General features: G+C 69.4%; 21 protein-coding genes. 9 read left to right on the forward strand and 12 right to left on the reverse strand.

Going from position 1 to position 23912, the window contains the following annotated elements; genetic code table 11:
• The first annotated feature begins 135 nt into the window (after positions 1-135).
• The 3 genes from NQ152_RS04145 to NQ152_RS04155 are packed head-to-tail and all read left to right on the forward strand — an operon-like array spanning position 136 to position 2185.
• Positions 136-537: a GntR family transcriptional regulator gene (locus NQ152_RS04145; protein ID WP_257523117.1), complete on the forward strand. Its 402-nt coding sequence runs from the start codon at positions 136-138 to the stop codon at positions 535-537.
• Positions 534-1448 (forward strand): ABC transporter ATP-binding protein, encoded by a 915-nt coding sequence (locus NQ152_RS04150; RefSeq protein WP_257500915.1) that lies wholly within the window; start codon positions 534-536, stop codon positions 1446-1448. Before NQ152_RS04145 ends, NQ152_RS04150 begins: the two co-directional genes overlap by 4 nt.
• Positions 1445-2185, forward strand: a complete 741-nt coding sequence (locus NQ152_RS04155) for a hypothetical protein (RefSeq protein WP_257500916.1) — start codon at positions 1445-1447, stop codon at positions 2183-2185. The genes NQ152_RS04150 and NQ152_RS04155 overlap by 4 nt, the downstream gene beginning before the upstream one ends.
• Before the next feature lie 81 nt (positions 2186-2266).
• On the opposite strand, the gene NQ152_RS04160 is transcribed toward NQ152_RS04155, so the two are convergent.
• Positions 2267-3355: an ATP-binding protein gene (locus tag NQ152_RS04160; protein WP_257500917.1), complete on the reverse strand. Its 1089-nt coding sequence runs from the start codon at positions 3353-3355 to the stop codon at positions 2267-2269.
• A 25-nt stretch (positions 3356-3380) separates the two neighbouring features.
• A complete protein-coding gene (locus NQ152_RS04165) occupies positions 3381-3704 on the reverse strand; it encodes a chorismate mutase (RefSeq protein ID WP_257500918.1) in 324 nt (107 codons plus the stop codon).
• 92 nt (positions 3705-3796) lie between these two features.
• Here NQ152_RS04165 and NQ152_RS04170 point away from each other — a divergent pair, with 92 nt between their 5' ends.
• A complete protein-coding gene (locus tag NQ152_RS04170; protein ID WP_257523118.1) occupies positions 3797-4963 on the forward strand; it encodes an AI-2E family transporter in 1167 nt (388 codons plus the stop codon).
• An 84-nt stretch (positions 4964-5047) separates the two neighbouring features.
• Here NQ152_RS04170 and NQ152_RS04175 read toward each other — a convergent pair whose 3' ends face one another.
• Positions 5048-6532 (reverse strand): PLP-dependent aminotransferase family protein, encoded by a 1485-nt coding sequence (locus NQ152_RS04175; protein ID WP_257523119.1) that lies wholly within the window; start codon positions 6530-6532, stop codon positions 5048-5050.
• Positions 6533-6615: 83 nt separating this feature from the next.
• Here NQ152_RS04175 and NQ152_RS04180 point away from each other — a divergent pair, with 83 nt between their 5' ends.
• A complete protein-coding gene (locus NQ152_RS04180; RefSeq protein ID WP_257523120.1) occupies positions 6616-7455 on the forward strand; it encodes a DMT family transporter in 840 nt (279 codons plus the stop codon).
• A gap of 95 nt (positions 7456-7550) precedes the next feature.
• Positions 7551-8369, forward strand: a complete 819-nt coding sequence (locus NQ152_RS04185) for an MBL fold metallo-hydrolase (RefSeq protein WP_257523121.1) — start codon at positions 7551-7553, stop codon at positions 8367-8369.
• Between the two features lie 66 nt (positions 8370-8435).
• On the opposite strand, the gene NQ152_RS04190 is transcribed toward NQ152_RS04185, so the two are convergent.
• On the reverse strand, positions 8436-9611 hold the full coding sequence (locus NQ152_RS04190; RefSeq protein WP_257523122.1) for a lactonase family protein: 1176 nt from the start codon (positions 9609-9611) through the stop codon (positions 8436-8438).
• On the reverse strand, positions 9611-10897 hold the full coding sequence (locus NQ152_RS04195) for an adenylosuccinate synthase (protein ID WP_257523123.1): 1287 nt from the start codon (positions 10895-10897) through the stop codon (positions 9611-9613). The genes NQ152_RS04190 and NQ152_RS04195 overlap by 1 nt, the downstream gene beginning before the upstream one ends.
• Before the next feature lie 176 nt (positions 10898-11073).
• Here NQ152_RS04195 and NQ152_RS04200 point away from each other — a divergent pair, with 176 nt between their 5' ends.
• The 3 genes from NQ152_RS04200 to NQ152_RS04210 all read left to right on the forward strand — a co-directional run bounded on the left by NQ152_RS04200 (position 11074) and on the right by NQ152_RS04210 (position 16105).
• Entirely contained in the window at positions 11074-11814 is a 741-nt protein-coding gene (locus tag NQ152_RS04200; RefSeq protein WP_257523124.1) for a Pr6Pr family membrane protein, read from the forward strand.
• Between the two features lie 80 nt (positions 11815-11894).
• Positions 11895-13337, forward strand: coding sequence for an argininosuccinate synthase (argG, locus tag NQ152_RS04205; protein ID WP_257523125.1), 1443 nt, complete (start codon positions 11895-11897; stop codon positions 13335-13337).
• 161 nt (positions 13338-13498) lie between these two features.
• Positions 13499-16105 (forward strand): penicillin acylase family protein, encoded by a 2607-nt coding sequence (locus NQ152_RS04210; RefSeq protein ID WP_257523126.1) that lies wholly within the window; start codon positions 13499-13501, stop codon positions 16103-16105.
• Positions 16106-16118: 13 nt separating this feature from the next.
• On the opposite strand, the gene mnhG is transcribed toward NQ152_RS04210, so the two are convergent.
• From mnhG to NQ152_RS04245, 7 genes are all read right to left on the reverse strand, one after another.
• Positions 16119-16469: a monovalent cation/H(+) antiporter subunit G gene (mnhG, locus tag NQ152_RS04215; protein WP_257523238.1), complete on the reverse strand. Its 351-nt coding sequence runs from the start codon at positions 16467-16469 to the stop codon at positions 16119-16121.
• A gap of 80 nt (positions 16470-16549) precedes the next feature.
• Complete coding sequence (locus NQ152_RS04220) at positions 16550-16819, reverse strand: monovalent cation/H+ antiporter complex subunit F (protein ID WP_257500928.1); 270 nt, start codon at positions 16817-16819, stop codon at positions 16550-16552.
• Positions 16816-17514, reverse strand: a complete 699-nt coding sequence (locus NQ152_RS04225) for a Na+/H+ antiporter subunit E (RefSeq protein WP_257523127.1) — start codon at positions 17512-17514, stop codon at positions 16816-16818. The genes NQ152_RS04220 and NQ152_RS04225 overlap by 4 nt, the downstream gene beginning before the upstream one ends.
• Positions 17511-19067 carry a Na+/H+ antiporter subunit D gene (locus NQ152_RS04230; RefSeq protein ID WP_257500930.1) on the reverse strand — a complete coding sequence of 519 codons (1557 nt, stop codon included), beginning with the start codon at positions 19065-19067 and terminating at the stop codon, positions 17511-17513. Before NQ152_RS04230 ends, NQ152_RS04225 begins: the two co-directional genes overlap by 4 nt.
• Positions 19064-19633, reverse strand: a complete 570-nt coding sequence (locus NQ152_RS04235) for a Na(+)/H(+) antiporter subunit C (protein WP_257523128.1) — start codon at positions 19631-19633, stop codon at positions 19064-19066. The genes NQ152_RS04230 and NQ152_RS04235 overlap by 4 nt, the downstream gene beginning before the upstream one ends.
• Positions 19633-22650, reverse strand: coding sequence for a Na+/H+ antiporter subunit A (locus NQ152_RS04240; RefSeq protein ID WP_257523129.1), 3018 nt, complete (start codon positions 22648-22650; stop codon positions 19633-19635). Before NQ152_RS04240 ends, NQ152_RS04235 begins: the two co-directional genes overlap by 1 nt.
• A gap of 127 nt (positions 22651-22777) precedes the next feature.
• On the reverse strand, positions 22778-23821 hold the full coding sequence (locus NQ152_RS04245; protein ID WP_257523130.1) for a LacI family DNA-binding transcriptional regulator: 1044 nt from the start codon (positions 23819-23821) through the stop codon (positions 22778-22780).
• Positions 23822-23912: the final 91 nt, after the last annotated feature.

Genomic DNA, 23912 nt, shown 5'->3' on the forward strand with positions numbered 1-23912 from the left:
CTTCGCGCCACGACCGCGGACTGGGTCGTCGGGCCGCAGGGGCCCTGCAGCAAAGGTAACAGGGGTTCCTCCTTGACACCTGAACGGTCGCATGGTTAGTTAGTTGAGTAATTAACCAAATTAGCGGAGGTACTCGTGATCGAAGAAGGCCGAGCCCTCTTCCTGCAGATCGCGGAAAACGTCGAGGACTCGATCATCGACGGGAGCCTGTCCGAAGAGGCGCAGGCACCGTCGACGAATGAGCTCGCGGCGTTCTACCGCATCAACCCCGCGACGGCCGCCAAGGGAGTGAACATGCTCGTCGACAAGGGCGTGATCTACAAGAGGCGCGGCATCGGCATGTTCGTCGCGCCCGGAGCGCGCGAGCGTCTCCTCGCCGAACGCCGCACCGCGTTCGGCGATCGCTTCGTCGAGCCGCTGCTCGTCGAAGGACGCAAGCTCGGCCTGGACGCCGACGACCTCAGCCGACTGATCCTCGACCGCGCGAGCGCGGCTCGGGTGCCGGCGATCGAACCGACCGAAGGAAGTGCACGATGACCGACGTGATCCAGGTCAGCAATCTCACCAAGCGGTACCGCGACACGGTCGCGGTCGACGACGTGTCCTTCGGCATCCAGAAGGACACGATCTACGGCCTGCTGGGCCGAAACGGAGCCGGCAAGACCACGGTGATGTCGATCCTCACCGCGCAGAACTTCGCCACCAGCGGGGACATCCGCATCTTCGGGGAGCACCCCTACGAGAACGCGAAGGTGCTGCAGCGCATGTGCTTCGTCCGGGAGAGTCAGAAATACCCCGACGACGCCCTGCCCACGCACGCCTTCCGGACGGCGCGGGTGTTCTTCCCGAACTGGAGCCAGGAGCTGGCGGACCAGCTCATCGACGAGTTCCAGCTGCCGACCAAGAAGCGCATCAAGAAGCTCTCGCGCGGACAGCTGTCCGCCGTCGGAGTGATCATCGGGCTGGCTTCCCGTGCGGAGATCACCTTCTTCGACGAGCCGTACCTCGGCCTGGACGCAGTCGCACGCCAGATCTTCTACGACCGCCTGCTGGAGGACTACACCGAACACCCGCGCACCGTCATCCTCTCCAGTCACCTCATCGACGAGGTCGCCAACCTCATCGAGAAGGTGCTCGTGATCGACCGCGGGCGCATCGTCCTGGACGAGGACACCGACGCCCTGCGCGATCGTGCCGCCACCGTCGTGGGCGATGCCGCAGCGGTGGATGCCTTCGTCGCGGGGCGCGAGGTCATCCATCGCGAGAGCCTCGGCCACGTCCGCGCCGCCACCGTCCTCGGTGCCCTGTCTTCGGCGGACCGCGAAAGGCTCACCGGCGCCGGCCTGGAGATCGCGCCCGTGTCGCTCCAGCAGTTGATCGTCAGGCTCACCCAGCACGCCGCCGGAGATCCGGTCACCGTCCCCACCGAAGAAGGAGTCCTGCGATGACTGCGTCCACATTCAACGAGGCGGGGTCGGCCACGCGCGCACCCAACCGCACACTCAGCGTCGTGCGCATGCAGCTGATCAACAAGCAGACCTACATCTGGATCCCGCTGATCGTCCTGGCCGGTGCCTTCGCCCTCGCCCTGGCCGTCTACGCGATCCTCGCCAACGCCGGCGTCGACGGCCCCAAATACGGCGGTGGCGCCCAGGCGCCGCTGTGGTACTTCCTGGCCGTCGGGGTTCAGGCGCTCACACTCACCTTCCCGTTCTCCCAGGCGATGAGCGTGACGCGCCGCGAGTTCTACCTGGGCACCCTCCTCACCGCCGCACTGACCTCTGCGATCCTCGCCGGGATCGCCGTGGTCGGCGGGCTCATCGAGCGCGCCACCGACGGCTGGGGCGTGAACGGCTGGTTCTTCGGCTTGCCGTGGATCTGGGAGGCCGGCCCGCTCGGCGCCGTGCTTGTGAACTTCGTCGCGGCGATGCTCTTCTTCGTGATCGGGTTCTGGGCCGCGACGATCTACAAGCGCTTCGGCGCGCTGTGGCTCACGATCGTGCTCGTCGGGATCGGCATGCTGCTGGTCGCCGGGATGTGGCTGGTGGGTCGCCTGAACGCCTGGGTCGAGGTGTTCTCGTGGTTCGCCACCGTCGGGGTGGTCGGGCTCTCGCTCTGGGGAGCGGTGCTGACCGCGGTGCTCGCGGGGATCGCCTTCCTCACGCTCCGACGCGCCATTCCCTGAGCGGCGGGAGGGATGCCTCGGCCGCTGACCGCGGGCCGAGGCATCGGCGTCGGCAGCGTGGTCGAGGCCTGAACGGACGGCTCAGCGGAGCGGCACCTTCACGTCGGTGCCCCCCTCGTGAGTGAGTCTGGCCCCCATCTGCACCAGGCTGGGCTGGTCGACGAAGCCGCCCGCGAACAGCACCTGGCCCTGTGCGAAGCCCGGCGAGCGCTCCAGCAGCGACTCCGGTGCGTACCCGAACACCGATGCCAGCTCCGCCAGGTCGCGGGGCGAACTCATTCGCAGCAGAGCCAGGTTGTCGCACTGCGAGAGGGCGTTCGGGTGCACTTTGGAGGGGCGCTGGGTGGACAGCAGCAGCCACAGCCCGTACTTGCGGCCCTCGGCCGCGATCTGCACGATCCTCTCGGTGAGCAGGCGTTCGACCGGCGTGGCGGGGTCGGGGGTGCAGAGATTGTGCGCCTCGTCGATGACGATCAGCCGTCCGATGCGCTGCTCGCGGTTCTCCCACAGGTGGTCGAGTACCGCGAGCGCGGCGGCGCGCGACTCGGCCTGGGTGGCGAAGCCGCCGAGGTCGACGACCGTCGCGTCCGGCTGCTCGTCGATGTCGTCGGTCACACTGCGCTGGCCCCACGCCCACAGCTGCCATTCCGTGACGCCGAGATTCTCCAGTCGCATCGCCAGCTGGTGGCGCACCCGGCCGGGGTGGCTGCGCATGAAGCGGACCAGGTCATGGTCCTCGACCTGCGAGAGGTCTCCCTCCATCCTCAGCATCGTGTTGTAATCCTCGGCGTCCAGAAGGGGGTCGATCTGCAGGATGGCCGCTCGGGAGCGCAGGGGCATCGAGAGGAATCGCGTACGCAGCGGCTCCACCGCGTCCGCCGAAGAGCGTCGGACCCGGATGTCGCGGGACGCAAGCTCCTCCGCCTCGGCCGCGGGCGCGTCCGCACGCAGGTCGCCCATCCGCACGAAGTCGGAGTTGGGGTCAAGGATGACCAGAGGCAGTCGGGTGTGCAGCATGATCTGCTCGAGCGCGACACCCAGGGCGTAGGTCTTGCCCGAGCCGCTCTGCCCGCACCAGAACGTGTGCCGGTTCAGCTTCGAGGCGAGCAGGCGGGCGGGGGCGGCGTTCTCGGACTCCAAGAGCGTTCCGATGACAAGCTCTGTGACCATTCTGTGCCGTCCTCTCGCGCGGGGCTCAGCGGTCCTCTGCCGCCTCGACGTGATGGCGGATGACCTCGGCCACGACGAACGTGAACCACTTCTGGGCGAACTCGGGGTCCAGCTCGGCGTCGATGGCCAGCGCGCGCAGCCGCGCAAGCTGCTGCTCCTCCCTCGACGGGTCGGATGCCGGCATCCCGTGCTCCGCCTTGAGCCTGCCCACCTGCTTGGTCGCACGGAAGCGCTCCGCGAGGAGGTAGACGAGTGCGGCGTCGATGTTGTCGATGCTGCCGCGCAGTCGCTGCAGGGTCTGGATCGCCGCGGCGTCGGCGGCGATCCGCTCGGACGTGTGATCGGTCATGTCGTTCCTCTCTCGCTCCCCGACGATACCGCGGCGAGCGCGCGGCAGCAGTCGCCCTGACCACGCCCCGACTCCAGGCCTAGAGTGTGTCCATGACCGATGGCACACCCTCGCCCGAACCTCTCGCGGCCAGCCCCGCCGCCGGCACGGACGCCGGCGGATCGGCCATCCCAGCGGACCCGGCGGCCCCCGTCGAGAAGCACCGGTCGTTCTGGGCGCGCTTGGACAGCCCGTTCACAGCGGGATTCCTGCTGACGCTGGGCGGGCTCGCCGCCGCACTGCTGGGCATCGCGGTGACCAATATCGCCACGGTGATCATCTACATCGCCCTGGCTATGTTCGCCGCCCTCGGACTGGATCCGGTGGTCAGGTGGTTCGGCAGCCACAACGTTCCGCGCCCCTGGGCGATCGCCATCGTCTTCCTGATCTTCGGCGTGCTGGCCGTCGGCCTGCTCTGGCTGGTCGTGCCGACACTGATCGAACAGGTCCGCCAGTTCATCGACGGCATCCCGGACACCATCAAGGGCTTCGAGAGCTCCGACACATACACGTGGCTGGAGGGGATTTTCGGACCCGGGCTGACGACGCTCGTCAACGACCTCGAGTCGTTCATCACCAACCCCTCGAACATCGCCGCGATCTCCGGCGGTCTGCTCAAGATCGGGGTGGGGATCGCGTCCGCGGTTTCCGGTCTGCTGATCGTCATCGTGCTGACCCTGTACTTCGTGGCATCGCTGCCCGGCATCAAGGTGTCGCTGATGCAGCTCGCGCCGGCGCGCAACCGGCCGAAGGTGCGCGACATGACCGAGCAGATCACCGACTCGATCGGTGGATACCTGATGGGCATGGTCATCCTGGCCTTCTTCAACTCGGTGGTGGCATTCCTGCTGCACCTGTTCCTCGGTCTGCCCTATCCCCTGCTGATGGGCGTCCTGGCGTTCTCGATCACGATCATCCCGCTCGTCGGCCCCGTCCTCTATTGGATCTTCGGCACCGTGCTGGCCCTGTTCACCAGCCCCATCGCAGCGCTGATCTTCGGACTGGCGTACCTCGTCTACATCCAGATCGAGGCGTACGTGATCACGCCCAGGGTGATGAGCAAGGCCATCTCGATCCCCGGATCGCTGGTGGTGATCGGGGCGCTGATCGGCGGCACCCTGCTGGGACTGCTCGGGGCACTCATCGCCGTGCCGGTGACCGCCTCGATCCTCCTCATCATCAAACAGGTGTTCATTCCGAGGCAGGACGCCAAGGTCTGAGATGGGGCGGGCCGCCCGGCGGCGGCATCGAGATCTCCCCTTCTCCTCAAGGAACACCCCAACCCGCGTCGATGCGGCGGCGACTCACGATCGAGCGGGCCGCGCAGCGGTGGCATCCGGGTCTTCCGCCTCGTCCGCCTGTCGTTCGACGGCCCTGGCCAGGGTGCCGATCCCGCTGCGGATCTGCTGCTCGTCAACGTTTCCGAAGCCGAGCACGAGAGCGGGTGCGTGGCGGGGGCCTTCGGGGTCCCCGCCACCCGCGAACCGGTAATGGCCGAGAGGGTTGACCCGCACGCCCATCGTCGCCGCGGTGGCCGCGACGGCACGCTCGGATGAGCGGTCCGGGAGCTGCAGCAGTGCATGACAGCCGGCTGCCAGCCCACGCAGCCGACCGGGGCCGAACGCCCTGTCCACTTCGGCCGCCAGAACGTCCCGCCGCCCTCGGTAGATCTCCCGCATGCGCCGCAGATGTCGATCAAACCGACCGGTCTCCATGAGCAGAGCCAGTGCTTCCTGATCCAGGCCGGGCGCGCCCCGGCTGCCGAGCCGCTTCTCCTCGATGATCCCGGCAACGAACCGCGCTGGTGCGAGCACCCAGCCCAGCCGGATCGCGGGGGCAAGGGTCTTGCTGACCGAACCCAGGGCGATCACACGGGCTGGACTGAGGCCCTGCAGAGAACCCACCGGCTGGCGGTCGTAGCGGAACTCGGCGTCGTAATCGTCCTCGAGGATCACGCCGTCCACCTCGTCCGCCCAAGCGATCAGGTCCCGGCGTCGGGACGGCGACAGTGCGACACCGGTCGGGCATTGGTGCGCCGGTGTCAGCAGGACCACCCGCGCCCCGGACTCGCGCAACCGGCCCACGTCCACGCCGGACCCGTCGACCGGAACCGGTACGGCCTCGAGCCCCGCACGCCGCGCGATCAGGTCGTGATCGCGCGGACCCGGGTCCTCCAGCGCGATGCGCCGCAGGCCATGGCGGGCCAGTGCCGCGAGCGTGAACGTCAGCCCCTGGCGGAACCCCGAGACCACGACCGCGTCCCGCGCCGTGGCGCATCCTGCGCGAACTCGCCGATGGTAGGCGGTGACCACCTCGCGCAGGTGCCGCGACCCGGGCAGATCCTCGTCGCCCAACGCCGCAGTCGGAAGGGTCTGCGTCGCCTTCGAGACCGCCCAGCTCCAGTCGGTCAGCGGCACGGTGCGCAGGTCCGGGACGCCGTACTCGAAATCGACCGGCCGGGCGGAGCCGGGCCGAACCGGATGGACGCCCTCGTCGTGACCGGTCGCCGCGGCCGACGACGGGATGGACGCGACCCGCGTCCCCGAGCCGACGGCCGCCTCGAGATAGCCTTCGGCGAGCAACTGCTGGTAGACATCGACCACCGTCCCACGTCCGACTCCGAGCAGCTCGGCAAGTCGCCGGCTCGAGGGCAGACGCTCGCCGGCGCCCAGCCGTGCGTCGCGGATGGCGGTGCGCAGCTGATCCTGGATCTGCGCGCCCAGTGCGCCCGCCCCGCGGTCCACCGCCACGAGCAGGTCGGGACCGCCGCGCGACCACTGCACCGCCATGCGACCATTACACCAAATGGTCCACTCCTCGGGGACGCAAGCGGATCTTCACTTCGGACCGCATCGGCCACAGGGTCGATGACATGAGCATCGGCATCCTTCTGGCCCTGGGATCGGCTGTCGCCTATGGCGCGTCGGACTTCATCGGCGGCGTCGGTTCCCGTCGGTACTCCTCGTGGCAGGTCGTGTTGGTGGGGCAGAGCGCGGGGGCGCTGGTCATGCTGGCCGGTGGACTGACCCTGCCGGGCAATCCGGTCGCTCTGGACTTCGTCTGGGCGGTGGTGGCCGGAGTCGGCTCGGCGACCGGCAGCATCTTCCTGTATCGCGGGCTCGCCCGCGGCCGAATGGGCCTGGTCGCACCCGTCTCGGCGGTCGGGGCGGCCACCCTGCCCGTGCTGGCCGGCGTCGCCTTCGGCGAGCGCCCCGGCTGGTTGGCCTGGATCGGGATGCTCGCCGCCCTGCCGGGGATCTGGCTGGTCTCGCGCAGGACCGACACGGACCGACCGACGAACGTGCGGGGCGGGCTCATCGACGGCATCGTCGCGGGTGTCGGTTTCGGCGTCCTCTTCATCGCACTGGCCCAGATCTCCGAGCACGCGGGTCTTCTCCCCCTCGCCGCCAATCAGCTGATCGGTGCCCTCCTGACCGTTCTGACCGCGGCAGGGCTCGGACAGGTCTGGCGTCCCACGTCCGGTGTGCTGGGCTGGGGAACCGCCGCCGGGGTCCTCGGCGCCGCGGGCACCCTCGCCTTCATGATCGCCACCGAAGCGACCACGCTCGGAATCGCCGCAGTCCTGGCCTCGCTCTACCCGGCCGTGACGGTGCTGCTCGCCGCAGGCGTCCTGCGCGAGCGGGTCGCCGTCGCCCAGGGCGCCGGCATCGGCATCTGCACACTCGCCGTTGCGGCCATGGCATTGGGCTGAGTCGCGGCCGCGGCATCCGCTTCATCGCAGCATTCAACGCAGACAGGAGAGACCGATGAACGCCACCCTCACCGAGACCGAGCAGGAGGCAGCCGATGCTCACGCAGGTCGCTGAAGGCGTACTCGTCCACGAGAGCGAGTTCATCTCGAGCAACTCCACGGTCGTGCAGGGCCGGGACGGTGTGCTGCTGGTCGACCCGGGCCTGACGGTCGACGAGATGACGCAGCTGTCGCACGACCTCCGCGAGCTGGGGCAGCCGGTCGTGGCGGGATTCTCGACCCACCCCGATTGGGACCACGCGCTGTGGCACGCGAGTTTCGGCGATGCGCCCCGCTACGGCACGGCCCGTTGCGCAGCCGCGCTGCGGGAGGTGCTCGCCGACCCGCAGTGGCAGGCCGGCCTCGCCGGGGCCCTGCCCCCGGAGTACGCGGAGGTGATCCCCCTGGGTCTGTTCGGTCTGATCACCGGCCTGCCGGTGGGGGCCGAGCTCCTGCCCTGGGACGGCCCGAGAGTTCGGATCCTCGAGCATCGGGCCCACGCCGTCGGCCATGCAGCGCTGCTCGTCGAGGACGCGCGCGTACTCGTCGCCGGCGACATGCTCTCGGACATCCTGGTGCCGTTCCTGGACCTGGCAGCCGAGAATCCGATCGAGGACTATCTGGCTGCGCTGCGGCTGTTCCAGGGCGTGGCCGACGACGTCGCGGTCCTCATTCCCGGTCACGGTTCGGTCGGTGGCGCCGGGCAGTTGCGGGCGAGAGTCGAACTGGATCGTGCGTACGTGCACGCGCTGCGCGCCGGCGGCGAGCCCGATGATCCGCGGATCGGTCCGTCGGCCCCGCTGGATTGGCTGGCCGACGTGCACCGATGGCAGCGGCAGCGCCTGGCCGAGAAGGAGCGGGGCGAAACCGCGTAGCGGGAGCCAGGATCACGACAGCGCGGTACCGCAGGCGACGGACGCCGGATTCCCGCGCGTGCGCACCTACCGCGCGGTCAGCACACACGTCGGCGACGGTGCCTCGACACGGTGCCGGACCCGCCCGGGGACGCCGGTGCGCAGATCCAGCGTCAGCGACGCGACTTCGTCCGAGCGCTGGCCGGCCACCAGCAGGGTGTCGCGCACCACCAGATGGTGACGCGGCCAGTCCACCCCTGAGTCGGCGAGGGCCACGGTCGCGAGCGAGTCCCCCGCCCCCCGCACGCGCAGGATCGCGATGGTATTGCTGCCGCGAACTCCGGCGTAGAGGAACTCTCCATCGCGGGACGCTGCCAGCTCGGCGGCCGTGTCGCCGGGAAGGGTGCCCGCGCCCAGCGGCGTTCCGGCCACCACACGCCAGGAACCGGTCACGTCCGGGGCAAGCGCGTAGACCTCGCAGCTGTGCTCGGTGACGACGTACAGGTGGCCACTCGGGTGCCACACCATGTGCCGGGGTCCGGTGCCCGGTGGCAGCGTGACGTCCTGGACAGGCCGCAGCCCGTCCGGGCTCGTCCGCCAGACCCGCACCCGGTCGAGTCCGACATCCGTGGTCGCCACCAGGCCGGTCGGCAGGAAGACCGCCTGGTGCGCCCGGGAGACGGCGGATGCCGCGTCCTGCGCCACCGGAGGCGCCGGCGGCTCGGGTTCGGCCGTGTCGTAATCGGGTACGAGGTGCGCGTACTGCTCGCCCGCGGCTGCGCGCAGAGCACGGGCCGCCTGCGCGAGGTCGATGCCGCCGCCCGACGACCCGCTGGAGTCCGCGTCGTCGGCGGCGGGCTCGGCGAGAACCGGAGTGGAAGGGCGCCCCGCGGCATCCAGCGTCATCCGGACGACACGCCCGTCCCCCCAGCAGGACGCCACGAGCGATCCGCCGTCGGGTGCCACCGCGACGTGGCACACGGCCTCGCCCGCGACGACCGGACCGCCGAGCGGCACGAACGAGGTCTCGCCGGTGCGGCGGAAGGCTCGTACGGTGCCGGCGTCCTCCATGGCCGCGTAGATCACATCGAGTGTGGGGTGAGCTCCGAGCCAGGATGGTGAACCATCGGTGCTCACCGCATCCCCGGCGAATCTGAGCTGCCCGCCGGCCAGGGGGTCGTCGGCGTCGCCTGCCACCAGAGTCCCTATGCCGGTGGCGGTGCCTTGGGAACGTGCCGTGTAGCCACCGAGCCAGAACCGCATCAGTCGATCAGATCATGGCGGACGATGACCGCGTCGCGCGCTGCACCCACGCCGATCACGGAGATGCGGGTTCCGCTCATCGCCTCGAGCGCGAGAACGTACTCCTGCGCGGCCGGCGGCAGGTCCTCGAACGTGCGGGCACCCGAGATGTCCTCGGACCAGCCGGGGAGGAACTCCAGGATGGGCTTGGCGTGGTGGAAGTCGGACTGGTTGACCGGCACCTCGTCGAAGCGGACACCGTCCACGTCGTAGGCGACGCAGACCGGGATCTGCTCCAGACCGGTCAGGATGTCGAGCTTGGTCAGCACGAGGTCCGTGATGCCGTTGATTCGGGTGGCGTAACGCGTGATCGGAGCGTCGTACCAGCCCACCCGTCGCGGACGGCCGGTCGTGGTGCCGAATTCGAAGCCGCGCGAACGCAGCCATTCACCCTGCTCGTCGAAAAGCTCCGTCGGGAACGGTCCCGAGCCCACCCTCGTGGTGTAGGCCTTGACGATCCCCACGATGCGGTCCAGCCGGTTCGGGCCGACGCCCGCGCCCGTGGCCGCGCCGCCGGCGGTCGCCGATGAGGACGTCACGAACGGGTAGGTGCCGTGGTCCACGTCCAGCATCGTGGCCTGGCCGCCTTCGAAGACGACCACCTCACCGGCATCCAATGCCTCGCTGAGCAGCAGCGAGGTGTCGCTGACCATCGGCCGCAGTCGCTCCGCGTACGAGAGCAGGTCTTCGACGATCTCGTCGCACGTGATGGCGCGGCGGTTGAAGACCTTCACCAGCAGGTGGTTCTTCTGATCGAGGGCGCCATCGACCTTCTGGCGCAGGATGTTCTCGTCGAACAGATCCTGCACGCGGATGCCGACGCGATTGATCTTGTCGGCGTACGCCGGTCCGATGCCGCGGCCGGTCGTGCCGATCATCCGCTTGCCCAGGAACCTCTCGGTCACCTTGTCCAGCACGCGGTGGTACTGCGTGATGATGTGCGCGTTGGCGCTGATCTGCAGGCGGGAGGTGTCGACTCCGCGGGCGTTGAGCGCCTCGAGCTCGGCGAAGAGCACCTCGAGGTCGACCACGACGCCGTTGCCGATCACGGGCGTGACACCGGGGGAAAGGATGCCGGAGGGCAGCAGGTGCAGCGCGTACTTCTCATCACCGATCACGACCGTGTGACCGGCGTTGTTGCCGCCGTTGAATTTGACGACCCAGTCGGTGCGACCGCCGAGAAGGTCCGTCGCCTTACCCTTGCCCTCGTCTCCCCACTGGACTCCGACGATCACGATGCCTGGCATGGGCTACTCCCCCGTTATCGGACGGTTACACCCCATCCTATCCGGCGGTGGTCGGCCGCTTCGCCGGACCGTGTCCGTGCGTGCCCGGGGCCATCCGAACGTGAGGATAAGGTGACGGTCATGACGGCACGGCGGCCGGGGGGCCGCGCACGACCGCTGCCTGGGGAGGCGCCGCGATGAGCGCGGGGGCCTGGGCGTGCGTGCGTGCCGCGGTTGCCGTCGTGATCGCCGTGGCGTTGACGGTGCAGCTCGTGGCCAGCGCCGGTGCGGCAGTGGACCGGGGCTGGGACCTGGCCACGACCGTGGCGAATTTCTTCAGCCTGTTCTCGGTGCAGGCCAACATCCTCGCGATGCTCTCGCTGGGCGCAGCCGCGGGCTGGACCTGGTGGGCTCGGCGTCGCGGGGCGGACGAGCCGCCCCTCATCGCGGCAGCGCTGGCCGCGGTCACGACCTACATGATCTGGACGGGCATCGTCTACAACGTCGTGCTCCGCTCACCCCCGGTGCCGGAGGGGACGCGCGTGTTGTGGTCCAACGAGGTGGTCCACGTGGTGGTGCCGCTGTTCCTGATCGCCGACCTGCTGCTCGCGCCCCGCCTCCGCACAGTGCCATGGACCGCGCTCGTGGCCCTGCCGGTCTTCCCGATCTGGTGGGGCTTCTACACTCTGTTCCGCGGTCCGGTCACGGTGGATCCGCGCACCGGTGCGCCCTTCTGGTACCCGTACACCTTCTTCAACCCGAACGTCGTGCCCGGCGGTCTGGTCGGCGGGTACGTCGGCGTCGGCGTCCGTTTCGTCACGATCGCCCTCGTGCTGACGGCGATCGGTGCTGTGGTGATCTGGTTGAGCCGGCGACGGGTCACCACGGGCCGCAGCCCTGCACCGGTCGGCCCGCCGGCCGGCCGCATCAGTGGGTGACCGCGAATTCTCGGGCGTACTGCGCGACCTGCTCACCGGCGGGCCGGATGAGGCCCAGCGCCGACGATAAGCTGGAGTCCATGTCGAAAGTGCTCCAGTCCCTGCCCGTCGGCGAACGCGTCGGCATCGCCTTCTCCGGGGGCCTGGACACATCCGTCGCCGTGGCCTGGATGCGCGACAAGGGCGCTGTGCCGTGCACGTACACCGGCGATCTCGGTCAGCCCGACGAGGATGACATCGACGCGATCCCCGGCCGCGCGCTGGAGTACGGCGCCGAGATCTCACGCCTCGTCGACTGCAAGACCGCGCTGGTGGAGGAGGGTCTGGGTGCCCTGGCCTGCGGAGCCTTCCACATCCGCTCGGGCGGCAAGACGTACTTCAACACCACCCCGCTGGGCCGTGCGGTCACCGGCACGCTGCTCGTGCGCGCCATGAAGGACGACGGCGTGGACATCTGGGGCGACGGTTCCACCTACAAGGGCAACGACATCGAGCGGTTCTACCGCTACGGCCTGCTCGCCAACCCCCGCCTGCGCATCTACAAGCCCTGGCTGGACGCCGACTTCGTCACCGAGCTCGGCGGTCGCGCCGAGATGTCGGCGTGGCTCACCGAGCACGGCTTCCCCTACCGCGACAGCGCCGAGAAGGCATACTCGACCGACGCGAACATCTGGGGGGCCACACACGAGGCCAAAACGCTCGAGCACCTGGACGTCTCGCTCGAGACCGTCGAGCCGATCATGGGTGTGCGCTTCTGGGACCCGGCCGTGCACATCGAGACCGAGGACGTGACGATCACGTTCGAGCTGGGTCGGCCGGTCGCCATCAACGGCGTCGAGTACGCCGACCCGGTCGAACTCGTCCACGAGGCGAACCGGATCGGCGGGCGACACGGCCTGGGCATGAGCGACCAGATCGAGAACCGCATCATCGAGGCCAAGAGCCGCGGCATCTACGAGGCACCCGCCATGGCGCTGCTGTTCATCGCCTACGAGCGTCTGGTCAACGGCATCCTGAACGAGGACACGCTCGCTACCTACCACGAGCAGGGGCGCCGGCTGGGGCGCCTGATGTACGAGGGCCGCTGGCTCGAGCCGCAGTCCCTCATGCTGCGCGAGTCCATCCAGAAGTGGGTGGGTTCGACCATCAACGGCACGGTCGCACTGCGACTGCGCCGCGGTGAGGACTACACGATCCTGGACACGACGGGCTCGAACCTCTCCTACGCTCCCGCGAAGCTGTCCATGGAGCGCGTCGGCGACGCGGCGTTCGGCCCGACCGACCGCATCGGCCAGCTGACCATGCGCAACCTGGACATCGCCGACTCGCGGGCCCGCCTCGAGCAGTACGCGGGGCTGGGAATGATCGGCGGCGCCACCGGCGCCCTGGTCGGCCGCATCACCTCCGGTGAAGCGGACGAGATCACCGAATCGGCCGCACCGGCGGATGCCGAGGCGGAGGCCCTCGAAGAGGCGATCGAAGCCGCATCCGAGTCCGTGATGTACGACGCCGGCACCGACTGACTCGACGGGCACGACCCGGGTGCGCACGAGGCGGGCCGTGACTTCGACATCGGGCGGTGTGGGGCTAGCATTCCAGACAGTGCCCGCGCGACCGGACCCGTGGGACTGAGGGCCGCGGCGGATGACACCGCGTCTCCCCCGGAACCGATGAAAGCCCTTCGATGCTGAAGCCCGCCACCGCCCCGCTGCCGACCTCGCAGCCGGAGCGCCCGGGAAAGCGCTCGATCGGACGCACGCTCGGCATGACGGTCTTCGGCCTGATCGCGGGTCTCACCGTGATCGCGCTGGTCGCGGCGGGCTTCGTGGTCTGGACCATTCAGCGATCCTTCCCGCAGCTGGACGGCACGGTGGCGGTGTCCGGTCTGGACCGCGACGTGGTCGTCCAGCGGGATGAGCTCGGCATCCCCACCATCACCGCGTCCGGCAGCGACGATCTGTTCTTCGCCCAGGGCTACGTGCACGCGCAGGACCGGTTCTGGGAGATGGACTTCCGACGTCACGTCACCAGCGGCCGCCTGTCCGAGCTGTTCGGCGCATCCCAGCTGCAGACCGATTCGTTCCTGCGCACCCTCGGGTGGCGGGAGGTCGCGGCAGCCGAGGTCGCTGCGCTGGAGCCGGCGGTCGCGTCCTACTACGAGGCGTATGCCGACGGGGTGAACGCCTATCTCGCAGATCACGACGGTGCCGACGCATCGCTGGAGTACGCGGTCCTCGGACTGCAGAACGCCGACTACGAGATCGAGCCGTGGACGCCCGAGGACTCCGTCGCATGGCTGAAGGCCATGGCCTGGGATCTGCGCTCCAACCTCGAGACCGAGAGCGAACGGGCGCTGCTGGCGACCCGGCTCGCGCCCGAGGAGGTCGCGCAGCTGTACCCCGGGTATCCATACGATCGTCACCCCGTGATCGTTCCCACCATCGCCACGACCGGGTCCGCAGGCGCGACGACTCCGGCCGGCCCCGGGACGGTCACCGCGTCGGTCGAGTGGACCGAAGCCGAGGGCGTGCTGGCTGCTGTCAGCGCCTTGGTCGGCGGCGCCGGTGAGGGTATCGGCTCGAATTCGTGGGTGGTGTCGGGCGAGCTCACCGAGACCGGGATGCCGCTGCTGGCGAACGACCCCCACCTGGGCGCCACGCTGCCCAGCGTGTGGCACCAGGTCACCCTGAAGTGTCGCGCCATGACGCAGAGCTGTCCGTTCGACGTGTCCGGCTTCGCGTTCTCGGGCGTGCCGGGTGTGGTCATCGGGCACAACAGCCGCATCGCGTGGGGCTTCACCAATCTGACCACCGATGTCACGGACCTGTACCTCGAGAAGGTGGACGGCGACTCCTATTGGCGCGACGGACAGCTGGTCCCGCTGCAGGAGCGGGCCGAGACGATCCGCGTCGCGGGCGGAGACGACGTCCAACTGCGGATCCGCTCGACGGTCAACGGACCGATCGTGTCCGGCCTGACCCCCGCCCTCGACGCCATGGCCGCGGACCCGATGATGGGCACGCAGGGGGTCGCCGCCGAGCCGGCGGCGCCGCCGGAGGGGGACTATGCGGTCAGCCTGAAGTGGACCGCGCTCACTCCCGGCACCACCGCGGCATCCATCTTCGACCTCAACGTGGCGCAGGACTTCGACGATTTCCGCGCCGCGGCCGCCCGGTTCAACGTGCCGGCGCAGAACCTGGTCTATGCCGACGTGGACGGCAACATCGGCTACCAGACACCCGGCATGCTGCCCATCCGCGGCGCCGGCGACGGCTCACTGCCCCAGCCGGGCTGGGACTCCGCGTACGCGTGGCAGGGCTTCATCCCGTTCGAGGAGCTGCCCAGCTCGCTCAATCCCGCCGCCGGCTACATCGTCACAGCCAACAACGCCATCGTGACGGACGCGTTCCCGTACTTCCTGACCGACGACTGGGATTACGGCTGGCGCGCCGCGCGGATCGTCGACCTCCTTCAGCGCAAGTCCGCGATGGGCGAGCTCAACGCCGAGGATATGCGCGAGATCCAGGCCGACAACGAGTTCGCGATGGGCAGGCAGCTCGCCTCGGCATACAAGGACATCCAGACCGGGCGCCGCGGACCGGACGCGGCGTTGGACCTGTTGCGCTCCTGGGACGCCCAGAACAGCGCGGATTCGGATGCCGCGGCCTACGCGAACGTGCTGTGGGATGAGCTGGTGACCGACCTGTTCGTCGCGGGACGCGATTCGCCGGCGCCGGTCACCGGGCAGAGTCGTCTCTTCCTCGTCGTGGACCGGCTTCTGGAGGACCCGGACGCGCAGTGGTGGACCAACGCCGAGCTGGGCGTCCGCGGCCGGGACGAGATGCTCGCGTACGCCGCGGACCGTGCCTACGACCGACTGGTCCAGCTGCAGGGGGACAACCCGGCGAAATGGAACTGGGGCTCCCTGCATGCCCTCTCGCTGAGGAACGGCACCTTCGGGTCCTCGGGCATCGCGCCGATCGAGATGCTGTTCAATCGTGGACCGTACCGGGTCGGCGGGGGAACGTCGGTGGCCAACGCGACCGGCTGGAACATCGGCGGCGGGTTCGAGACGATCACGGTCCCGTCGATGCGCATGGTGATCGATCTGTCCGACTTCGACGAATCCGGCTGGAACCATCTCACCGGCGCCAGCGGCCACGCCTTCCACCCGAACTACGTGGACCAGACCCCGACGTGGCAGCGGGTGGAGCTGACGCCATGGGCCTTCAGCGACAGCGCGGTCGACGCCGCAACGACGCACACGCTGACCCTGGTCCCGGCATCCTGACGCGAGGAACTGCTCAGCCGCCGGCCGCCGGCGGTGTCCGCCGGGACTCGGCGAGCTCGTCGACCAGAAGCGAGCTTTCGTCGACGGTGCCGTTGCGGTAGGCCTGCCGGCTGACCATGTGCGCGGAGAGGGGAGCGGTGGCGAACTGGATCAGCACCACCGGCACGAGGAATGCCACCACCGGCCAGGAACGCAGGGACAGGGCGATCGCCAGGCAGATCACCATGAGTCCGAGCACCTGCGGCTTCGTCGCGGCATGCAGCCGGGTCGGCACATCACGCCACCGCAGCAGGCCGATCGCGGCGGTCAGGCACAGCAGCGCGCCGAAGAGGATGAGCACCAGCGACGTGGCGTCCAGCCACATCTCCACAGGTGCGGGCGCGCGCGTGTCCACGCCGTCCGCAACGGTCGCCGCCCAGGCGACGGATCGCGAGATGAGTGCGGTCATCGGTCGACGTTGTCCTTCCTCGCCACGAAGCGCGCGATCGAGATCGAACCGAACACGCCGACCGCGGCGATGATCAGCAGCACCGGCAGCGCGCGGGTGTGCTGGTTGATGGCCATGTCGGCACCCAGCACGCACATGACCTCGGTGAGGAGGACGTCGGAGGCGACCGCCCGGTCCAGGATCGACGGACCCAGCACGATCCGCCACAGCGTGAGGAGCGCGGCGACGCCGAAGACGATGTAGATGGCCACAAGCAGCGGGTTCATGGCGCCCCTCCCGAGCCGGTGTCCGTAGCGGCGGCCGCACCGGACGTGCCTGCGCGGGACGTGACAGCAGCGACCTGTGCGCGGGAACCGACCGCCATCACGATGCGGCGCTCCCACCCCAGCACGGCCTGCCGCTGCGCTTCGACGTCTTCGGCGTTGCGCACCCCGATGACGTGCAGGTAGAGGATGCGCCGGTCGCGGTCGGCGTCCACGATGAGGGAGCCGGGGATCAGCGAGGCCGTGATCGCCGTGTGCGTCATGATCAGGTCGTCGTCGATGCGCACCGGAACGGCGATGATGGCGGTGCCGGGCTGGTGGCGGAAGTCGAGCACCTGCGCGGCCACGGTCAGCGAGCCGCGGACGACGGCCGACAGGAAGGAGACCACGAAGATCGCGCCGTACCAGATGTTGACACGCCCGGAGAGCTCGACCGGCGGCAGCCGGAACACACGGGTGACGGCCACCGCGGCGATCAGGCCGGTGACGAACGCGAGCACGGTGAACTGTCCCCACAGCAGCATCCACAGCGCGATGAGCCAGACGAAGAACGGCAGCTGGCGCCACACCTGCTGCAGGACGCCGCGCTTGCCGCCCAGCACTCCGGACCCACCGCGGGCGGCGCCGCGGATCGGGTCGCCCGCCTCGTGCCCCGCGGTATGACGGGGGCGCGAGGTGTGATGGATCGGCGCGGTCATCGGCCTGCCTCGTCCTCGAGCTGCGAGATGCTCACCGGCTCCAGCAGCGCCGCGCCGATGCGCGTGCACACCGCGTACAGCGGTCCGGCGAAGATCGTCAGCGCCACCGTGACCGCGACCATGCCGGCGGTGGCGGCGGTCATGATGCGGGGGATGACGCGACGCTCGGTCTCCACGGCGGCGGCGGGGGCACCGCCGAGATAGGAGATGCGCGCCTCGGTCTCGGCGGAGTCGTCCTCCTCGCGCCAGAACGCCAGGTTCCATGCCCGCATCAGCGCGTACAGGGTCAGCAGCGAGGTCACGATTCCGCCGACGATCAGCACGAGCATGATCGGCGTGCCCACCTCTGCGGCCGCGTCGAACAGCGCGTACTTGCCGATGAAGCCGGAGAACGGCGGGAGTCCGCCGAGGTTGATCGCCGGGATGAAGTAGAGCACGGCGATCACCGGCGCCGCGCGCATCAGTCCTTTCACCCGCAGAATCGACGTGCTGCCCGCGTTGCGCTCGATGAGCCCGACCGCCAGGAACAACGTCGTCTGCACGACGATGTGATGGACCATGTAGTAGATCGTCGCGCCGATCGCCGCCGGGGTCGCGATCGCCAGGCCGAACACCATGTACCCGACGTGGCTGACCAGCGTGAAGGACAGGATGCGTTTCAGCTCCGCCTGCGCGACCGCGCCGAGCACCCCGACGATCATGGTGGCGAGCGCGACGATCAGCAGCAGCAGGTTGACGTCGTTGTCGCGGAACAGCTCGGTCTCGGTGCGGATCATCGCGTAGACGCCGACCTTGGTCAGCAGGCCGGCGAAGACCGCCGTGACCGGAGCCGGAGCGGTCGGATACGAGTCGGGCAGCCAGAAGGACAGCGGGAAGACGGCCGCCTTGATGCTGAATGCGAGCAGCAGCAGGATGTGCAGCACGGTCTGCGTCTGCTGCGGGAGCTGGATCATCCGCTCGGAGATCTGCACCATGTTGACCGTGCCCAGCGCGCCGTAGATCACCGCGATCGCGGCCAGGAACAGGATCGACGAGACCAGCGAGACCACGATGTAGACGACACCGGTGCGGATGCGGGATTCGGTGCTGCCGAGGGTGATCAGAACGTACGACGCGACGAGCAGAATCTCGAACCCGACGTAGAGGTTGAACAGGTCGCCGGCGATGAACGCCGTGAAGATGCCCGCCGCCAGGATCAGATACGACGGGTGGAAGATCGAGACGGGCGTGTCGTCATCGCCGTCGGCGGCGCCCTGGCCGACCGAGAAGAGCAGCACCGCCAGGAGGACGACGCTGGAGACGACCACCAGCAGGGCCGCCAGGCGGTCCACGTACAGCACGATCCCGAACGGGATCGGCCAGTTGCCCACCGAGACGGCGAGGGGGGCGTCGCCGACGTCGACGACCACCAGCAGCACAGCGGCGATCACCAGCACCGCAGTGAGCGTCAGGACCGAGACCGCCACCTGTGCCTTGCGGTGCCGCCCCGCGATCAGCGCCGCCGCGGCGCCGAGCAGCGGGAGGGTGACCAGGAGAGGAACGAGGGCGTTCACGAGTCGTTCCCGTCTTCGGGGGGCCTGATGCGCCGCGGCGGCTCGTCGCGCCGTGCGGCCGGTCGGTCGGTGGGGGCGTCGTCGCGGATGCCCGCGAAATCCCGGCTGCCGAGCAGCGTGATCGGCGCGGTTTCGGTCCCCAGGAAGTCCGTGGTGGTGTCGTCGCTGACCAGCTCGGTCTCGTCGTCCATCGCGTCCTCGGCCACCGCGCCGCGTGCGCGCAGCGCGATGTCCTCGGCGTCGTCCTCAACCGTGTCGGCCTGGCCGAGCTGCCAGGAGCGATAGATCAGCGCGAGCAGGAACGCCGAGATCCCGAAGGTGATGACGATGGCGGTGAGCGTGAGGGCCTGCGGCAGCGGGTCCGACATCTCTTCGGGCGATGCGGCGGCGCCGAAGAACGGAGCGACGCCGGGGCGGCCCATCACGATCAGCAGCAGCAGGTTCGTCGCGTTGCCCAGCAGCAGGAAGCCGATCAGCACGCGGGTCAGGCTCCGCTCCAGCATCGCGTAGACGCCGCAGGCGAACAGCACAGCCATCACGATGATCAGCACGAGCGAGACATCCATCAGGTGCTCACCCCGCTGCGCGCGTTCGACGTGCCGGATGCGGAGGGCAGGCTCAGCTCGTACGTCTGGCGGTCGACCTCGGCTCCCAGGCTGCGCAGCACGTCGAGCACGAGGCCGATGACCACCAGGTACACCCCGATGTCGAAGAACGTCGAGGTCACGAACTCGAGGTGTCCGAGGATCGGCACCTGGATCTCGAAGAACGCACTGGTCAGCGGTGGTGCGCCGAAGAAGAGCGGAATGATCGCGCAGGCGACGGCGATCGACATTCCCGTGCCGAGCAGTCGACCGGCGTCCGTGGGGGCGGCGGCCCCGAGTTCGTAGCGACCGCCGGCCACATAGCGCATGACCAGCGCCATCCCGGCGATCAGCCCGCCGGCGAATCCGCCCCCGGGCAGGTTGTGCCCGGCGAAGAGGATGTACAGCGACACGATGATGATCGAGTGGAACAGGACGCGCACGACCACTTCGAGCATGATCGACCGGTTCTCGGGTCGCACACGCTGGCCGCCGACGAGCCAGGCCATCCGCTCGGTGCCGGCGCTGTCGCCGCGGGGGCGAACCCCTTCGTCGGTCTCGACGAGCGGCCGCCGTGTGCGCGCCGCTGCGGGCGGCAGCGCGGTGGAGAGCGAGAGGGTGTCGGCTCGGTGGGTGACGAAGACCAGCGATGCCACTCCCGTCGCAGCCAGGATGAGCACGGACAGTTCACCCATCGTGTCCCACCCGCGCAGGTCCACCAGCGCCACGTTGACGACGTTCTTGCCGTGGCCGAGTTCGTACGCGAGCTCCGGGAAGGAGTCGGAGATCGGCTTGGCCGACCGTGCGGCGGTCGCGACGATGGCGATGACGCCCATGGTGACCCCGACGGCGGCGGCCAGGACGGCGCGGGCGACCGGCCAGACCGAGGCGTTGTGCTCGCCCATGCGGGAGGGGATCCGGCGCAGCACCAGGGCGAAGGCGACCAGGGTGACCGTCTCGACGAGGATCTGCGTGAGAGCCAGGTCGGGGGCCCCGCTCGTGGCGAACAGCAGCACCATGCCCAGCCCGGTCACCGAGACCAGGACGACGCCGCTGTAGCGCTTCTGGGCGCGCACGGCCAGCAGACCGGCGGCGATCATCAGCGGAGCGACGACCAGTTGCATCGGGGTCTGGAAGGCGTCCAGCTTGGCCGTCCACTCCGTCCCGAGCAGCAGTGCCGTGCCCTCGGCGGCGACGAAGACCACGAAGATGGTGCCGACGTACACCGGGAGCGAGCCGCGCTGGGTGAAGGTGGTGATCACGACCGAGAGCCGAGCGATGCCCCGCAGCGCAGCGTTGTAGATGTCCGCCGCCGTGAAGGGCAGCATCCGCCGACTCCAGCCCGTCGTCCCGACCAGCCAGAACAGTGCGGCACCGGCCGCAATGGTGCCGAGCGAGATCCACAGCGCCGGCTCGAGACCGTGCCAGAGGGCCAGATGCGCAGGATGCGCGGGCGCCGCCACCCCCGCGGAGGACGCCGGCGCCAGCGCCGCGTAGGTTGCCAGCACGGGGTCCAGCACAGAGGCGGCGAGCCCGGCCACGACGGTCAGCGCGGCGAGCAGGACGGGGGCTCCGAGGAATCCGATCGGGGGGTCCGGCCATTCGGTCGGCGGCAGCGCAGTGCCGCGTGCCGGCCCGAGCCGAGCGGCGGCCACGCGCAGCGCTTCGGGGTCCTCGGGGGCCGGTGCGGCCACCTTCTTGGTCCAGAACGCTCCCCACAGGAAGCGGATGCCGTATGCCGCCGTAAGAATGGATCCCAGGACGATGCCGATCAGGCCGACGATGCCCCAGACCGCGCCGCCCTGAGCCTCGTGCAGGAAGGCGGTCAGGATCGTCTCTTTGGCGACGAAGCCGATCGTCGGGATGACCCCCACCATCGAGGCGATGGCGATGAACGAGAACGTCGCCATGACCGGAGCCTGACGGCCGACTCCGCTCAGCTCCCCGATGTCGCGTGTGGAGAGCTGCCGGTCGATGACGCCCACGACCAGGAACAGCGCCGACTTGAACAGCGCGTGGCTGATCAGCAGGGCCAGACCTGCGAGAGCGGCATCCTGGATGCCGTAGCCGAGCACGACCGTCAGAAAGCCCAGCTGGCTGACGGTGCCGAAGGCGAGGATCCTCTTGAGGTCGGTCTCGCGCAGAGCCTGCACGCCGCCGAGCACCATGGTCAGCGCGCCGAGCCCGACGACGATCGGTCGCCACGGGGCGGAGGCGGCGAAAACCGGGGCGAACAGCGCGATGAGATAGATGCCGGCCTTGACCATCGCGGCGGCGTGCAGATACGCGCTGACCGGAGTGGGAGCGGCCATCGCGCCCGGGAGCCAGAAGTGGAAGGGGAAGATCGCCGACTTGCTGAGCGCGCCGACGAGGATCAGGACGAGCGCCGCGTCGACGACGGCCCCGGTGGGCGCGGCGGTCAGAATCGCGGAGATGCTCGATGTGCCGGTGTCGACCACGAGAAGCACCACCCCGATGAGCATGACCAACCCGCCGAGGGTGGTCACCAGGAGCGCCTGGAGCGCGGCCCGACGGCTGGTCGCGCGGCGGTTGTAGAAGCCGATGAGCAGATACGACAGGACGCTGGTCAGTTCCCAGAACATCACCAGGACGATGAGGTCATCAGTGATGACGAGTCCGTACATCGCGCCGGCGAAGCCGAGAAGCACCGCGGAGAACTGACCGACGCCCTCGGTCTTGCCGCGGAAATACCACCGGCAGTAGAGCATCACCAGGGCACCCACGCCGGTCACGATGAGCGCCATCATCCACGACAGCGTGGTCAGGCGGGCGGACAGCTCGATGCCGAGGGAGGGGATCCAGTCGAATGCCTCGAACGGAATGTCTCCGGCCAGCACGGCCGGCGTCTGCACCGCGGTGTAGCCGAACGCGGCGATGGGCAGCAGCGCCGCGCCGTAGAAGGCTCTCGCTCCGATGCGTCGGACCAGCCACGGCAGCAGCAGTGGGACGAGCGCGAACGCGCCGAGGAGGACCAGCATGCGGCCTCCTCGGTCTTCGTCGGCCGAACGGCTCGGGGGCGGCGGCGCGGGCGATCGGCGTGTCCGAATAAGTGTAACCGCGCGAATCCACGCTCCCCGCGCGACGGGATCCGTGCGGGGGGCGGATTCAGGCGCGCGGACCGGTCGTGTTTCCCACCCGGAAGACGCACGTGAAACGGATGGATGCGGCGGGCTGACCGGCCAGCATGGCAGCGACGGCCTGTCCCGCGGCGCGGCCCTTCTCGGCGGCGGGTTGGACCAGCGTGGTCAGTCGATACGGTGCCAACCCGTCCACCACGATCCCGTCGAATCCGGTGACGCTGAGATGCTCTGGAACCCGGAGGCCGAGCTCCTCCGCGGCACGGATGACCCCGGCGGCGAGCAGATCGCTCTGCGCCAGAACGGCGGTCGGACGGGTGAGCGGATCGGCCAGCAGTGCGCGCCCGGCCGCCAGTCCCTCGTCGATCGAGCTGCCCTGCGCCGCGTACGCGGGGGCATCGGGGAAGACCTCGCGCGCACCGGCCAATCGTTCGCGCGTGACGTCGACGGTGATCGCCGCCTCGGGTCCGAGCCGGCCGCGCACCCATCCGCCGTGCGCCGGCAACGTGACCAGGGCGACCCGGGTGTGACCCAGGGTGCGCACGTGGCTGGCTGCCTGGCGCTGCGCCTCGCGGTTGTCGAGCTGGATCTGAGGGATGCCGTCGCCGGCGTCCCCTTCGATCACCACGACCGGGATGCCCCGTGCCTGGACCGCGTCCAGCGACTCGCGCAGCATGCCGCTGCACCCCACGAGCACCGCCGCGTCCAGCGGTGCGGTGGTCAGCGACGGTTCGGTGCCCAGCGGCGCCCGGTCGCGCAGCAGCAGCAGGCCGGCACCGAGGGAGGCGACCCCGTCGGTCAGACCGTCCATCATGAGCGTCTTGACCGGGTCGAGGAACGCGGCGCCGAGGTGCTCTTCGAAGACGACCCCCACGATGCCGGAGCGGCCGCGGCGCAACGACGCCGCGCGGGGGTCGGGGCCGGTGTAACCCAGTGAGCCCGCGGCGTCGAGCACCCGCTGGCGGGTGGCATCGGAGACGGCTGTCTTGCCGCTGAAGACCACGGACGCGGTGGAGGGCGAGACACCGGCACGGCGGGCGACGTCGTTGATCGTGGGTCTGCGAGCGGTCATGGCGCCTCGATGCTACCCCGCGGCTGCGGCACGGGACCGAATCGATTCGACCGGCCGCGGACACTGATGGAATCGAATCGATTCGCTAAGG

It is taken from the genome of Microbacterium sp. zg.B48, from assembly GCF_024623505.1.
GTDB lineage: Bacteria > Actinomycetota > Actinomycetes > Actinomycetales > Microbacteriaceae > Microbacterium.